Genomic DNA, 13,408 nt, shown 5'->3' on the forward strand with positions numbered 1-13,408 from the left:
TTGGCGGTGGGCACCGCCACCACGGCGGCGGGGGCGGGCTCCGCCTGCGGACGCACGCGCAGCACCAGCGCGTTGTCCAGGGGCTGGCGGGTGAGGGGGTCGATCTCATAGGCGGCGGCGGGCGAGGCCCAGACACCAACCATGCAGGCGAGCCCGGACAGGGCGGGGGCGATACGGCGCATCAAAGCCTCTCGAAGGCAGGCGAAACGTGGGGGAAACACGGTCGGTAACGCGACGCAGGATACCGTTTTCCGATCGCCAAGACGTAAACGCTGCCGCCCCAAAGCCAAGCTGAATTCGCGATGAAGCGATGGTTGCGCCGGGGTCGTGACTCCGTGGCCACAGTGTGGCGGCTTAGCCGTATTCGCAGGGATTATTATCCGGGGGCCAGGTCGGCCGGGAACAATCTCCGACGCGGCGGAACCCGATCCGCGCCGGACGTCGTGGTCCTCCGGATCAGACCGCGTCGAGGCCGAGGTCGATGATCGGCGCGCTATGGGTGATCCAGCCGCTGGAGATCAGGTCGACGCCGGAGGCGGCGATGGCGCCCACCGTCTCGCGGTTGATGCGGCCCGAGGCCTCCGCGATGGCGCGCCCGTCGATCATCCGCACGGCCTCGCGCAGCTGGTCCGGGCTCATGTTGTCGAGGAGCACCGCATCGGCGCGGACCGACAGAGCCTCGGCCAGCTGATCCAGCGTGTCGACCTCGATCTCGATCTTCACGAGGTGGCCGGAATAGGCCCTCGCCCGCTCGATGGCGGGAACGATCCCGCCGGCCACGGCGACGTGGTTGTCCTTGATGAGCACGGCATCGTCGAGGCCGTAGCGGTGGTTGGAGCCGCCCCCGGCCCGGACCGCGTGTTTCTCCAGGGAGCGCAGGCCGGGCGTGGTCTTGCGGGTGCAGACGATCCGCGCCTTGCCGTGCGGCCGGGCCGCCTCCACGAGCCCTGCCGTGGCGGTGGCCACGCCGGACATGCGGCACAGGAGGTTCAAAGCCACGCGCTCGGCGGTGAGGATGGCGCGCGCCGGACCGTCGAGACGGATCACCACGTCACCGGGCGAGACCCGCGCGCCGTCGCCCCGTTCGACCACGACCGACACGGCCGGGTCGATGAGCGCGAAGGCGATGATGGCCGCGTCGACGCCGGAGATCACCCCGTCCTGCCGGGCCGCGATGACGCCGGAGAGGCGGGCATCGGCGGGCACGATCGCGTCGGTGGTGATGTCGCCGGCCCGGCCGAGATCTTCCAGCAAAGCCGCGCGGACGATCGGCTCCACGAGGAGGCGGGGGAGGGGGACGAGACGGGCATCGCTCATGGGGTCGCTCGTAAGATGGTCGCTGGAAGGGGGCCGACGGTCTCGGTCGTCCGATCTAAACCGGAGCGACCGTATCGGCCGAGACGGTCTCCGCGATCCGCCAGACCTCGGCCAGGGTCACGTCGCTATGGCGGGCCGGTGCCTGCTCCGGGTAGTCGCTGCGCCAATGGGCACCCCGGCTTTCGTGGCGAGACAGCGCCGAGGTCGCGACCATCAACCCGGTGAGGGCCGCGTCGGAGCCCTGCCTCGCCGCCGGCGCGAGGTCGCGCACAGCATCGGTGAGACCATCGGCGTCACGCACCACCCCGACATCGGCTTCCATGACTTGGCGGATCGCGTCGTGATCGGCCTCGTCGTGCCGGCGTGGCTCGGCCATCACCGCCGGACCGGGGGCGGGCACGGAGGCGACGGCCTCGGCGATCCAGGGGGCGAAAGCCATCGCCTCGAGGAGGGAGTTGCTGGCGAGGCGGTTCGCGCCGTGCAGGCCGGTGGAGGCGACCTCGCCGCAGGCGAATAGGCCGGGCACGGTGCTGGCGCCGGTGCCGTCCACCTTGATGCCGCCCATATGGTAATGCGCCGCCGGGCGCACGGGGATCGGCTGGCGCTGCGGATCGATGCCGGAGGCGGCGCAGAGGCCCGCCACGGTGGGGAACCGCGTTGCCATGCGCGCGCCGAGGGCACCGCGACAATCGAGGAAGACCTCGGTGCCGCGCCGCCGCGCCTGGAAGATCGCGCGGGCGACCACGTCGCGAGGCGCGAGATCGCCCCCGGCGATGCCCGCCATCACCGGCTCGCTATTCGCATCGATCAGCCGCGCGCCCTCGCCGCGCAGGGCTTCGGTGGCGAGCGGCATCGGGTCCAGCCCCACCGAGATGGCGGTGGGGTGGAACTGCACGAACTCCATGTCGCGCAGGGTCGCCCCGGCGCGGGCCGCGAATGCAAGCCCCCGGCCGGTGGCGCCGCGCGGGTTTGTGGTGGAGGCGTAGAGGGAGCCGAGCCCTCCGGTGGCGAGCACCACCGACCGCGCGGCGAGCCGCACCGAGGCACCGTCGCGCTCACAGACGAGGCCGGCGACGGCGCCGCTCCCGTCCTGCAGCAGGCCGCGGACATCGGCGACCAGGATCTCGATGGACGGCGTCAGCGCCACGGCCTTCAGCAGCGTGTCGAGCACCATCCGCCCGGTGGAATCCCCGCCAGCCCGGACGATGCGGCGGCGTGAATGCGCCGCTTCGAGGCCGAGCGCCAGGGTGTCGGCGGCGTCCCGGTCGAAGGGCGCGCCGAGGCCGACGAGCCACTCGATCAGGCCCGGGCCGGCTTGCGCCACCCGCAGGGCGACGGCCGGGTCGGTGAGGCCGGCGCCTGCGGCCTCCGTGTCCGCCGCATGCAGTGCGGCGGCATCGTCCTCCGCCATGGCGGCGGCGATGCCGCCCTGCGCCCAGCCGGTCGCCGTGCCGCTTCCCAGGGGAGAAGCGGTGACGAGGGTGACCGGGCGGGGGCTGAGCCGCAAGGCCGTGGCGAGGCCGGCGACGCCGGCGCCGACGACGATCACACGGTCCGAGCCGGGGAGGGTGAAGGAGAACGGGGAATGCGCGTTCATCGCGGACGCACCGCGAGCATGCGCTCCACCGCCGCGCGGGCGCGCTCGGCGAGTTCCGGCTCCACCGTCACCTCGTGGGTGAGGGTCTCCAGCGCATGCCGGATGTTCCGCAGCGACATCCGCTTCATGTGCGGGCACAGGTTGCAGGGCTTGATGAACTCGATATCCGGGTTGGCGGCGGCGATGTTGTCGCCCATGGAGCACTCGGTGACGAGCACCACCTGACGCGGCCGCTTCTCGGTGACGAAGTTCATCATCATCGCGGTCGAACCCGAGAAGTCCGAGGCCGCCACCACGTCGGGCGGGCATTCCGGATGGGCGATGACGGTGACGCCGGGATAGCTCTCGCGCACCTCGTCGATGTCGGCGGGGGTGAACTGCTCGTGGACCTCGCAATGGCCGGCCCAGGTGAGGATCTCGACCTCGGGCACCAGAACCTGGACGTTCTGCGCCAGGAACTCGTCGGGGATCATCAGGACGCGCGGCGCATTGAGCGAGCGCACCACGTCCACCGCGTTGCCGGAGGTGCAGCACACGTCCGATTCCGCCTTCACGGCGGCGGAGGTGTTGACGTAGGTCACGATCGGCACGCCGGGATACTTTTCGCGCAAGCCCCGCACGTCGGCGGCGGTGATCGAGTCGGCGAGCGAACACCCGGCCCGCATGTCGGGGATCAGGACGGTCTTGCCCGGATTGAGCAGCTTGGCCGTCTCCGCCATGAAATGGACGCCGGCCAGCACGATCACGTCGGCATCCACGTTGATCGCCTCGCGGGCCAGCGCCAGGCTGTCGCCGACGATGTCCGACACCGTGTGGAAGATCTCGGGCGCCTGGTAGTTATGGGCGAGAATCACCGCGTTGCGGGTCTTCTTCAGCTCCAGGATCGCCGCGACGTCGTCGGCCAGGGCCGGCCATTCGATGGCCGGGACGTGCCGGCTCACGCGGGCGTAGATCTCGGGAAGAGGCAGGGTCGAAACCCGGTCGATCGGAAAACTCGTGGCCGCCATGGACGCGTCCTCATATATGCTCAATCTGAGCATTGTGCCGACTAACGTAGGCGCGCGAGATACGCTTGTCTAGATATGCTGAGCCTGAGCATATTCATTTTGCAGTGCGATATTGTGCAAACGTCATCCTCAGCCACCGCCGTCCCTTCCTGCATGGTCGAGCGCGATAGTTCCTGATCGCATGCAGGGACGATCAGACGTCGAGCCCCGGTTCGGTCCGATAGGCACGATGCAGCAGGGCGGCGAGGTCGCCGGATCGCGGCAGGCTGGCGGTGCCGATGGACGCGACGGCGACTCCCGGCGTCCACGAATTCATCGCGACGGCTCCGGAAAACTCGCCGAGTCCGTCCGCCGCTACGACCGCCTCGCGCTGGGGGACACCGAGGGCGGACAATCGACGGCGGAGGATCCCCATCGTGACCCCGGCGAGGATGCCGGCCTGCGGCCATGTCACCGACACTCCGTCCCAGAATGCCAGGTTCCAGATCGTCGCTTCGCCGATCCTCCCCTGACGATCGACGAAGGCGGCATCGTCGAAGCCCTGCCGGGCGGCCTCGCGCAGGAGATGGGTCTTGGCCGACTCGCCCACATGCTTGACCTCCGGGCGCCAGCGCTCATGCGGCGTGAGGGCCAGTTTCAGCGGGCCGGCGGGGCCGTCATTCGGCGGAAAGGTCCGGACCAGGATCGAGCACTCATCGGTTGCATCGCCGGTGCGGAATTCTCCGCTACGCGAAAACACTGTCGCGGTGAGCGACAGGTCACCGGGTGCGTCCGCCACGGCGATCCGAAGCGCGTCTCTCATGCGCTCCTCCGCCATGATGCGGCCGAACAGCGCCTGCGACCCGTCGTGAAGGCGATCCAGATGAAGGTCCAACCCCCTCACGCGGCGGTCACGGACCTGCATGGCAGTAAAATGCGCGAACCCGGCGAAGGCGAGGGGGGCGAGGTCGGAGGCGGTGGCGGTCCGCCCGTCGATCCAGGCGTGGCTACCGAAGACGTCTGTCATGAAACACGCTCCCGATCGGTTTCCATCGAAGAGCCGCAGCCTTAATCCGTGACAGCACTGTCAGGGTCAACGGCCAATGCGGATCGGGACGCTATCGAAGCGCACGGGCGTCAGCGTGCGCATGCTGCGCTATTACGAAGGGGAGGGGCTGCTCACGCCGGAGCGCACCGGCGCCGGGTATCGCGATTACACGCCGCTGGACGAGGACATTGTCCGGCGGATCAGGACACTCGGCGCGGCCGGGATGACGTTGCCGGTCATCCGCGAGTTCTTGCCCTGTGCGCTGGCCGGGCGCGGCGCATTCGAACCCTGCGACGAGCTTCGGCAGACGTTGCGCCGGCACATCGCGCAGGTGGACGAGCGCATCACCGAACTGGCGAAGAGCCGCAGCCTGCTGGAATCGATCCTGGCCACGATGTAGTCCCGCCGGGCCATTGCCGCGTCGCCGAGGCCGACCCGCGCCCCGGCACGCGCTGCGTCAGGACGACCGCCGCGACGGGGTCAGCCGGAACCCCGGCGCCGGGCGCTCCAGCAGCACCTCGCGGCGGAAACGGACGAGGCGGGCGGGCCGCCCTGCGGCGCCGCTCGTGACTTCGTCGGTCTCCTCCACCAGCCCCTGCTGGGCCACGAGCCGACGAAAGTTCTGCTTGTGGAGATTGGCGCCGGACAGGGCCTCCACGGTGCGCTGCAGCTGGAACAGGGTGAAGGTCGGCGGCATCAGCTCGAACACCACGGGGCGATACTTGATCTTGCCGCGCAGCCGCCCGATCGCCGTGGCGAGCACGCGGCGATGATCGAAGGTCATGGGGCGCCCCGTCGTGGCGATATCCGTGGCGTGTGCCTCGCCGGCCTGCCCCTGCGCTTCGGGAATCAGCCCGGCCTCGAACAGGAGTTCGTAGCGTTCGAGCACGCGCTCCTCGTTCCAGGCTCCGCCGCCGATGCCGAAGGTGAGCCCGAGCCTGTCCTCGCGCCGGCGCCTGATCTTGGAATCCACCGCCCCGGCGGCCCAGGCCAGGAGCTTGGCCTCGATGCCGTCCAGGGTCTCGGGCCGGCCGGCGCGCCAATCCTCCCAGGGCAGGAACGCATACCAATTGTGCCACGACGCGTCGGGGAGGGAGGCCGAGCGCATCTCCCGCACGAGGGCGAGGTAGGCCACGGACAGGGAGTGGAGGCCGGCCGAATCGTCGCCCTGCCGGTCGCGGTCGCCGAAGGTGTAGAGCTGCTCCACATAGCCGAGGCGCTGCTGCGTCTGGCGTTCCACCCAGGCGCGCAGGCCGCGCTCCAGCGTGGGGTGCTCCGGCACGAGGGGGCCTGCCGGCAACCCGGTCTCACGGCCCGTGGCCTGGCCCGGAACCCGCACCGTGAGGGCGCGTGGCTCACCGTCCGTCGCCGCGACGATGACGGCGACGAGCCCGACCGCCGACGGATTGGGAAGCGCGCCGGTCGCCTCCACCGCAAACCCGTCCTGCGCCCTCGTCACCTGTCCCGCCCCCCGGTCCGTGAATGGGTCTCATGGCAGATTGTGTGCCGGAATCAACGCGCGACAGGGTGCGCGCGTCGCCTCACGCCTTGGCGGGCACCAGCCGGGCCGGGTTGCCGACCACCGTCGCGCCGGGCGCCACGTCGCGGGTGACGACGGCGCCGGCCCCGATGATCGCATGGTCGCCCACCGTGACGCCGGGCAAGATCAGCGCGCCGCCGCCGATCCAGACGTTGCGGCCGATCGCGATGGGGCGGGCGAATTCCAGCCCGGCCTCGCGCGCCTCCGCCTCGCGGGGATGGTCCGCCGTGAGGATCTGGACACCCGGCCCGATCTGCGTCCGGTCGCCGATCGTCACCGTGGTGCAATCGAGGATGACGCAGTTGAAGTTCAGGAAGACGTGAGCGCCGATGCGGATGTTGAAGCCGTAATCGCAATGGAACGGCGGCCGGATCACCGCCCCGTCGCCGACCCCCGCCAAAATCTCGCGCAGCAGCACCCGGCGCTCGTCGGCGGGACGCCCGAGCATGGCGTTGTAGCGCGCGAGCCAGACCTGGCAGGCGCGCAGGTCGGCACCGAGTTCCGCGTCGTCGGGGTGATAGAGTTCCCCCGCGATCATCTTCTGCTTCGGCGTGCGCCCGGCTTCGGTGGTCATGCCAGTCTCCGTGCTTCGTGGATGCGGGGAGTAGGCCGATGGGCCGAGGCCGGCAAGCGAGGTCCAGTTGGATCGGTCCTGCGTGGCACGGTCGCCGGAGGCGTCGACACGGTTCGGGAACAGCTTACCGTAGGGCAGCGAGGAGATGCCGAGTACGGTCACCTCAAGGTCGACCTCGTCGCCGAGAGCGTAGCAGAACACCGCAACCCCGGCGCAATCGATCACGACTCCTTCGGGGCTCGTGGCCGACAGCGCGTTCCAAATGAGAACTTCGTCGCCCTCCGCCTCGTCCGGCGGAACGGTCCGCACGAAAGCGTCGAAGCCGGCGGCGGGGAAGAAGCGGCCGAACGCGACGCCCATCGGCGGATCGCCGCTTTCCAGTTCGGAATGACCGATGACCTCTCCGTGCGCGACGATGCCGTACATGGCCTTCACCCGCATCCGTTTTCGCTCGCAGGTGCCTGCGGCGCCTCGCCCGTGTCGGTCCGCAGGATGAACTCGGCCCGCTCCCGCACCGAGGGCGAGTGGTCCCCGAGGAGCCGCGTGGCGTAGGTACGGGCCTCTGGACGCCCCTTCAGGCGATACATGGCACCCTCGAGGGCCACACGCCGCACGGCGGCGGAGCGATCGGCGATGCCCTGGGCGATCACGGCGTCGAGTCCGGGCTCCACCGTGAGGGGCCGCGCGTCGTAGACGAACACGAGACGGCGCCGGCCTATCGACTTGTCCACCCATTGCCAGTCGCGGCCCACCGGCCAGGAGGCCTTGCCCTCGACCAGCAGCGAGAGCGCCGCCGCGCGTGCGGCAGGCTGCACCGCCTCGGCGGCCACCCTCAGGAGGTACGGGTCGAGCGCGGGTGTTCGCGAGACGGCGCGCAGCACCCGCGCGACCGGTCCCGTCATCTGCCCGATCAACAGGTCCGCCAGACGCGCAGTGACGTCCGGGCGGCCGAAGGCCTCGTCGAGAACCGCGCGCTCGCCGCTCCACCGGGACCAGCCGAGCCGTTGAAGGTGGAGGGCGGCCGCGCAGCGCGCCACCACCTCGGGGGGCGTGCGCGGAAAGCAGCGCCGCGCGCAGGCCATGGCGGCCGCGCGCACCGGCGCGGACCAGTCGTTCAGCCGCCATGCCACCGCCGCGAACAGGAACGGCGAGGGCAGGCCGTCGGAGAGGCGCGCCAGGGCGGACTCGCGCATGCGTCCGTCCCGGTGGAACAGAAACAGGAGGGCGAGGTCCGGTGACCGGGCGAGCAGTTCCGAATCGGTGCGCGGCTTGCCGAACCACCGCCGGCGGGACGGGAGCGGCTCCCGGTGGAGCCCCGCCGCGTAGGCGATAGCCCCGTCGGCGGTGGTGATCCGCTCGGGTGGCACCTCGCCCAGGAGGTCGACGATCCGATCCAGGTCCGGGCCGGCCACCCCATGGTCCGCGCGTCGCTCCAGCCCCCTCGCCAGAGCGGCCTGGAGTTCGGGACTGAGCGGCGACGGCATCGGCCTCATGGGGATCACGCTCCCTCCGCCCGTCGATCTCGAGGGCCGGTACCGTGCCTTGTATAGTTTCCACCGAAGCCCTGAAAAGGAATCCGGGATCGTCATGCCGCGTCGGGGCATCCGTCCGCGCGGGACGGAGGGCGGCCGACAGGACCAATAGCGGCCTTCCCCCGATTCGGACGTTCGAAGCGGGTACCAAACGCCGGAGGTTTGCCACTAGGATGCCGCCGCTGCGGCTTACCGGAGGAACGATGTGATCGGACGCGACACCGCCTTGGGCTCGACCGTGCCGGTCGACGTGAGGCTCTACGGCATTCTGGACGTGGGCGTCTGCGGCGATGACGGCGCCGATCTCGCCGAGATGGCGGCCGAGGCCGTCGCGGGCGGGTGCACCCTTCTTCAATACCGCGAAAAATCCATCGAGAACGCCCGCGAGGCGCTGGCGCGCATCCGCGCCATCCGCGCGGCCATCACGGGCACCGGCGTGCCGCTCCTCGTCAACGACCGCTGCGATCTCGCTCTGGCGGCCGAGGCCGAGGGCGTGCATCTCGGCCAGTCGGACCTGCACCCGGCGGAGGCGCGGCGCATTCTCGGCTCAAGCGCCATCATCGGCCTGACCCTGAAATCGGCGGCCCAGGCGGACGAGCTCTATCGCCTGCCCGTGGATTACGCCTGCATCGGCGGCGTCTTCGCCACCACCAGCAAGGACAATCCCGATCCGCCGGTCGGGCTCGACGGGTTCACGCGCATCGCCTTCCGGGCGCGCCTCGCCCGGGGCACCGGCTTTCCCGTGGGAGCCATCGCGGGCATCGACGGCAGCAACGCCGCGTCCATCATCGCAGCGGGCGCCGACGGCATCGCCCTGATCTCCGCGCTGTTTTCCACCGAGGAGGTGGAGGCCCGCGCCAGGGACCTGCGCTTCCGGGTGGATTCGGCCCTCGCGGCGAGGGGCGCGGGCCGTTAGGCCCCGGCCTGAGCGGGTCGCCGGTGAAATTCTCTAAGTCCCTGTTCTAAAATCATTTTCAATCGGGCCGGATTCCCTCGTTCCGGTCGATGGTCTAAGCAGGTTCGCATTGGCAAGCCAACGCTTTACCTCGCTTAGGCCTTTGAAGTGTCGCAGGTTCGAGGACGCAAAACCGGTGACCACTTTTGCTAAACCTGCTTAGGGTTGCTGCAACGCAAGGGACGAGACACGCCATGACACCCATCGCCGTCACCATAGCGGGCTCCGATTCCAGCGGCGGCGCCGGTATCCAGGCCGATCTCAAGACCTTCGCGGCGCTCAAGGTCTACGGCGCCAGCATCATCACCGCGCTCACGGCGCAGAACACCCTGGGCGTCCAGGCCATCCACGACGTGCCGGCCGATTTCATCGCGGCCCAGATCGACAGCGTGTTCTCCGATCTCGACGTCAAGGCGGTGAAGATCGGCATGCTGTCGAAGCCCGCGGTGATCGAGGCCGTGGCCGCCGGGCTCGGCCGTCATGCCTCCCGCATCCCCATCGTCCTCGACCCGGTCATGGTGGCCACGAGCGGAGACCGCCTCATCTCCGACGAGGCGGTGGAGGCCATGCGCCACCACCTCCTGCCCCTGGCCGATCTGGTGACGCCGAACCTCCCCGAGGCCGCCACCCTGATCGAGTCTCCCGTGGCCAAGAGCGAGAACGAGGCGGTGGTGCAGGGGCGCAAGCTCCTGGCCCTGGGCGCCCGCGCCGTCCTCATCAAGGGCGGCCATGCGGAGGGCACCGAGAGCGTCGATCACCTCATGAGCGCCGACGGGACGCTGCGGCGCTTCGCGTCGGCGCGCGTCGACACCCGCAACACGCACGGCACCGGCTGCACCCTGTCCTCGGCCGTGGCGGCGGGCCTCGCCCGCGGCCTGCCCCTGACGGAGGCCGTCGCCCAGGCCAAACGCTACGTCACCGCCGCCATCGCCGCATCCGGCTCCGTGAACGTGGGACGAGGACACGGACCGGTCCATCATTTCCACGCCCTTTGGCACTGAGACGACGGAGAAGTTGGCCTCCTTCGCCTTGCATCGGATGCCTGATTGCGTTTGAAGTACCGCACGATCGTTCGATGTACGGAACGGCGCGATAGGTTCTGGGACAATGCAAGATCAGGCGACGACGCCCGAGCGGGGGCGGCAGCGGGACATCCTGAACGGGGCACAGGTTCTCTCGGGCCAGCTCGGCAAGACCATCCAGAGGCTGCGCAAGGCCTACAATCTCTCGCTCTCCGAACTCGCCGAGCAGTCCGGTGTCGCGAAATCGATCATCAGCCAGATCGAGCGCAACGAGACCAACCCGACCCTGGCGACGATCTGGCGCCTGAGCCAGGCCCTCGACGTCTCCATCGAGCGGGTGCTGGCCACCAGCGACGAAGAGCCCTTCATCGAGAAGACCTCCCGCGCCGACACGCCGATCCTGCTCTCCGACGACGGCAAGATACGCCTTGCCATCGTCGGCTGGATCAAGACGGTGGAATGGCTGCAATGGTACGAGGTCACGGCCGATCCCGGCGGCGTGCTCGATTCCGATCCGCACCAGCGCGGCTCGGTGGAATCCCTCACCGTCACCGAGGGCGCCCTCGAAGTCGAGGTGGCCGGCACGTTCCAGCGCGCGCGGGTGGGCGAGACGCTGCGCTACCGCTGCGACAGGCCGCACACCGTGCGCTGCGTCGGCACCGAGCCGGCCAAGGCGATCATGGTGGTGATCATGAAGGCCGCCGTGATGGAGTAGGCTAAATAATCCGACTGATATTGGATGCCTGAGAGGATACCAAAACTGAGATTATCCAATCTATGACTGATCACGGAAACGTGATCGCAATTGGGTAGTAGTCTAAGTCGAGTCGTATTGACGAAATTGCCGATTGAATATTCAACGATGGTAGTTCAGCTGCCAATCGATGGATCGTGCCATGCCTGTTCGCAAATGGGGCGGGGAGACGCTGGTCAATACCAGGACTGCGGGTGACCAGACATCGGCGGTCGTCACGGTCTTGAACAACGGAAACGTCGTGGCCGTCTGGCAAGATGGCAGCGGTTCCACTGCGGTTCTACGCGGACAGACGTTCGACACGACGGGAGCGCGGATCGGCCGCGAGTTCCTGGTCGACGAGACGACGATCGGCGACACGCTGCCGAGCATCGCGCCGCTGGAGAATGGCGGCTTCATCGTCACCTACCAGCACTACGCCTCGCCCGAGAACCAGGATCTCTACGCTTCTGTCTTCGATGCGGCCGGTAAGTATCAGAGCCGGATCGTCTCGACGTCCTTTGCCAATCAATATCAGCCCGATGTCGCCCAATTGAGAAACGGCTCGGAATCGATCCTGGTCTGGCAGGATCTCGAATCGACGAACGGGGACATCCGCGCCGCGACCTACAACGCGGACGGAACGCTCAAGCCCTCCTTCATCGTCAACAGCGTGGTCGACGGGGTGCAATCGCACCCCGCCATCTCGGCCGGGCCACTGAGCATCCTTCCCGTGGCCGTCTGGCAGAGCGGAAACAGCATCAAGGGTTCGCTGCTTGGACCCGACGGAACCTACGGGTCCGAATTCCAGGTCAACATCCCGACCGGCGACATCCCGATGGAGCCCGATGTCGCGTATATCGGTGCCGGTCGGTTCGTGGTGACGTGGACGTCGTTCAACCAGGGCAGCGGCGGCGGTATCCATGCGCGGCTCTACGGGGTCTATGGCGGCATCGCGCAGCCGATCGCCAGCGAGATCTTCGTGAACTCGACCACCTTTGGCGGCGATCCTACCCTCACGCCGCTGCATAACGGTGGCTTCGTCGTATCCTGGTCGGAAACAAACTACTTCGGCGGCAGCGGACCCGACACATCCGGCTCGTCGATCCATCTCCAGGCGTTCGACGGGTCCGGCGCGAAGATGGGCGGCGAGGCCATCGTCAACACGACGACGTCGAACTCGCAGTTCGACCCCTCCGTCACCGCGCTTCGTGACGGTCGCGTCATGGTGACCTGGACAGATTACAGCGGGGCCGGAGGCGATGCGTCGGGCTCCTCCATCAAGATGCAGATCATCGATCCGCGCGACGGCCTCGTGTACGGCGCCGGCGGCGACGACCTCCTCTACGGGCACGATTTCGTCAATGACGAAATCAATGGCGGCGACGGGGCCGACAGGCTTTACGGCCTCAACGGTGCGGATGCCCTGTATGGCGGAGAAGGCGACGACCTCCTCGATGGAGGAGCAGGCGCGGATACGATGGTCGGCGGTAGCGGGAACGACCGCTACTACGTGGATTCGCGGGACGACCGTATCGTCGAGTTGAAGGAAACGGGAAAGGACGTCGTCGTCTCTTCCGTGAGTTATTCGCTGGCGGGAACCTACGCGGAAACGATCCTTCTGACAGGCACGGGCGCGATCTCGGCCACAGGCAACGAATCGTCCAACAAGATCGTCGGCAATGCTGCGGCCAACACGCTCTCGGGCGGGGCGGGCACCGATACGATCGAGGGCGGTCTCGGCAAAGACTCGCTCTTTGGGGGCATGGGCAACGACAGCTTCGTGTTCGACACCAAGCTCGGCGCCACGAATGTCGACACGATCAACGATTTCGCCAATGCTCCGGGCAACAACGATACGATCAAGCTCGACAATGCGATCTTCACGGCCCTGGTGAAGACCGGTGTTCTCTCCGCTGGACTGTTCGCGGCGAATACCACGGGGACGGCCACGCAGAGCGACGACCGGATCGTCTACGAAACCGATACGGGCCGGCTTCTCTACGATCCCGACGGGGTCAACGGCGCTGCGGCCGTCCTGTTCGCCGTCGTGAAGGACCATCCGGCCCTGACCGCTCAGGACTTCCTGATCGTATGAGGTTTA

General features: G+C 68.4%; 12 protein-coding genes and 1 pseudogene. 5 read left to right on the forward strand and 8 right to left on the reverse strand.

The window, feature by feature from the left end:
- From MBTS_RS01680 to MBTS_RS01700, 5 genes and pseudogenes are all read right to left on the reverse strand, one after another.
- A pseudogene (locus MBTS_RS01680) lies at positions 1-182 on the reverse strand (L,D-transpeptidase); the annotation flags it as partial.
- A 274-nt stretch (positions 183-456) separates the two neighbouring features.
- The gene (gene nadC, locus MBTS_RS01685; protein WP_018042199.1) at positions 457-1,317 is read right to left on the reverse strand and encodes a carboxylating nicotinate-nucleotide diphosphorylase; all 861 of its coding nucleotides are present in this window, start codon (positions 1,315-1,317) and stop codon (positions 457-459) included.
- 55 nt (positions 1,318-1,372) lie between these two features.
- Positions 1,373-2,914, reverse strand: a complete 1,542-nt coding sequence (locus tag MBTS_RS01690) for an L-aspartate oxidase (protein ID WP_192214958.1) — start codon at positions 2,912-2,914, stop codon at positions 1,373-1,375.
- A complete protein-coding gene (nadA, locus tag MBTS_RS01695) occupies positions 2,911-3,921 on the reverse strand; it encodes a quinolinate synthase NadA (protein ID WP_018042201.1) in 1,011 nt (336 codons plus the stop codon). The genes MBTS_RS01690 and nadA overlap by 4 nt, the downstream gene beginning before the upstream one ends.
- Positions 3,922-4,114: 193 nt before the next feature.
- On the reverse strand, positions 4,115-4,927 hold the full coding sequence (locus tag MBTS_RS01700; protein WP_192214959.1) for an aminotransferase class IV family protein: 813 nt from the start codon (positions 4,925-4,927) through the stop codon (positions 4,115-4,117).
- A 76-nt stretch (positions 4,928-5,003) separates the two neighbouring features.
- On the opposite strand from MBTS_RS01700, the gene MBTS_RS01705 reads away from it, so the two are divergent.
- Positions 5,004-5,348: a MerR family transcriptional regulator gene (locus MBTS_RS01705; protein WP_056150002.1), complete on the forward strand. Its 345-nt coding sequence runs from the start codon at positions 5,004-5,006 to the stop codon at positions 5,346-5,348.
- Between the two features lie 57 nt (positions 5,349-5,405).
- On the opposite strand, the gene MBTS_RS01710 is transcribed toward MBTS_RS01705, so the two are convergent.
- The 3 genes from MBTS_RS01710 to MBTS_RS01720 form a co-directional block, all read right to left on the reverse strand.
- Positions 5,406-6,407: an NUDIX hydrolase gene (locus MBTS_RS01710; protein ID WP_056150000.1), complete on the reverse strand. Its 1,002-nt coding sequence runs from the start codon at positions 6,405-6,407 to the stop codon at positions 5,406-5,408.
- 82 nt (positions 6,408-6,489) lie between these two features.
- Complete coding sequence (locus MBTS_RS01715; protein WP_192214971.1) at positions 6,490-7,062, reverse strand: sugar O-acetyltransferase; 573 nt, start codon at positions 7,060-7,062, stop codon at positions 6,490-6,492.
- A gap of 431 nt (positions 7,063-7,493) precedes the next feature.
- Positions 7,494-8,555 (reverse strand): hypothetical protein, encoded by a 1,062-nt coding sequence (locus MBTS_RS01720; RefSeq protein WP_192214960.1) that lies wholly within the window; start codon positions 8,553-8,555, stop codon positions 7,494-7,496.
- A gap of 244 nt (positions 8,556-8,799) precedes the next feature.
- Here MBTS_RS01720 and thiE point away from each other — a divergent pair, with 244 nt between their 5' ends.
- From thiE to MBTS_RS23950, 4 genes are all read left to right on the forward strand, one after another.
- Positions 8,800-9,510 (forward strand): thiamine phosphate synthase, encoded by a 711-nt coding sequence (thiE, locus tag MBTS_RS01725; protein ID WP_192214961.1) that lies wholly within the window; start codon positions 8,800-8,802, stop codon positions 9,508-9,510.
- A gap of 233 nt (positions 9,511-9,743) precedes the next feature.
- A complete protein-coding gene (thiD, locus tag MBTS_RS01730; RefSeq protein ID WP_192214962.1) occupies positions 9,744-10,550 on the forward strand; it encodes a bifunctional hydroxymethylpyrimidine kinase/phosphomethylpyrimidine kinase in 807 nt (268 codons plus the stop codon).
- Positions 10,551-10,656: 106 nt separating this feature from the next.
- Positions 10,657-11,286 carry a helix-turn-helix domain-containing protein gene (locus MBTS_RS01735; RefSeq protein ID WP_018042207.1) on the forward strand — a complete coding sequence of 210 codons (630 nt, stop codon included), beginning with the start codon at positions 10,657-10,659 and terminating at the stop codon, positions 11,284-11,286.
- 181 nt (positions 11,287-11,467) lie between these two features.
- A complete protein-coding gene (locus MBTS_RS23950; protein WP_280529905.1) occupies positions 11,468-13,402 on the forward strand; it encodes a calcium-binding protein in 1,935 nt (644 codons plus the stop codon).
- The last annotated feature ends 6 nt before the right edge of the window (positions 13,403-13,408 follow it).

It is taken from the genome of Methylobacterium bullatum, assembly GCF_014845095.1.
GTDB classification, from domain to species: domain Bacteria; phylum Pseudomonadota; class Alphaproteobacteria; order Rhizobiales; family Beijerinckiaceae; genus Methylobacterium; species Methylobacterium bullatum.

What these genes read in the sequence shown, in the direction of transcription:
- nadC (WP_018042199.1), bottom strand. Translation starts at nt 1,317, where the DNA reads ATGAGCGATGCCCGTCTCGTCCCCCTCCCCCGCCTCCTCGTGGAGCCG.
- MBTS_RS01690 (WP_192214958.1), bottom strand. Translation starts at nt 2,914, where the DNA reads ATGAACGCGCATTCCCCGTTCTCCTTCACCCTCCCCGGCTCGGACCGT.
- nadA (WP_018042201.1), bottom strand. Translation starts at nt 3,921, where the DNA reads ATGGCGGCCACGAGTTTTCCGATCGACCGGGTTTCGACCCTGCCTCTT.
- MBTS_RS01700 (WP_192214959.1), bottom strand. Translation starts at nt 4,927, where the DNA reads ATGACAGACGTCTTCGGTAGCCACGCCTGGATCGACGGGCGGACCGCC.
- MBTS_RS01705 (WP_056150002.1), top strand. Translation starts at nt 5,004, where the DNA reads ATGCGGATCGGGACGCTATCGAAGCGCACGGGCGTCAGCGTGCGCATG.
- MBTS_RS01715 (WP_192214971.1), bottom strand. Translation starts at nt 7,062, where the DNA reads ATGACCACCGAAGCCGGGCGCACGCCGAAGCAGAAGATGATCGCGGGG.
- MBTS_RS01720 (WP_192214960.1), bottom strand. Translation starts at nt 8,555, where the DNA reads ATGAGGCCGATGCCGTCGCCGCTCAGTCCCGAACTCCAGGCCGCTCTG.
- thiD (WP_192214962.1), top strand. Translation starts at nt 9,744, where the DNA reads ATGACACCCATCGCCGTCACCATAGCGGGCTCCGATTCCAGCGGCGGC.
- MBTS_RS01735 (WP_018042207.1), top strand. Translation starts at nt 10,657, where the DNA reads ATGCAAGATCAGGCGACGACGCCCGAGCGGGGGCGGCAGCGGGACATC.
- MBTS_RS23950 (WP_280529905.1), top strand. Translation starts at nt 11,468, where the DNA reads ATGCCTGTTCGCAAATGGGGCGGGGAGACGCTGGTCAATACCAGGACT.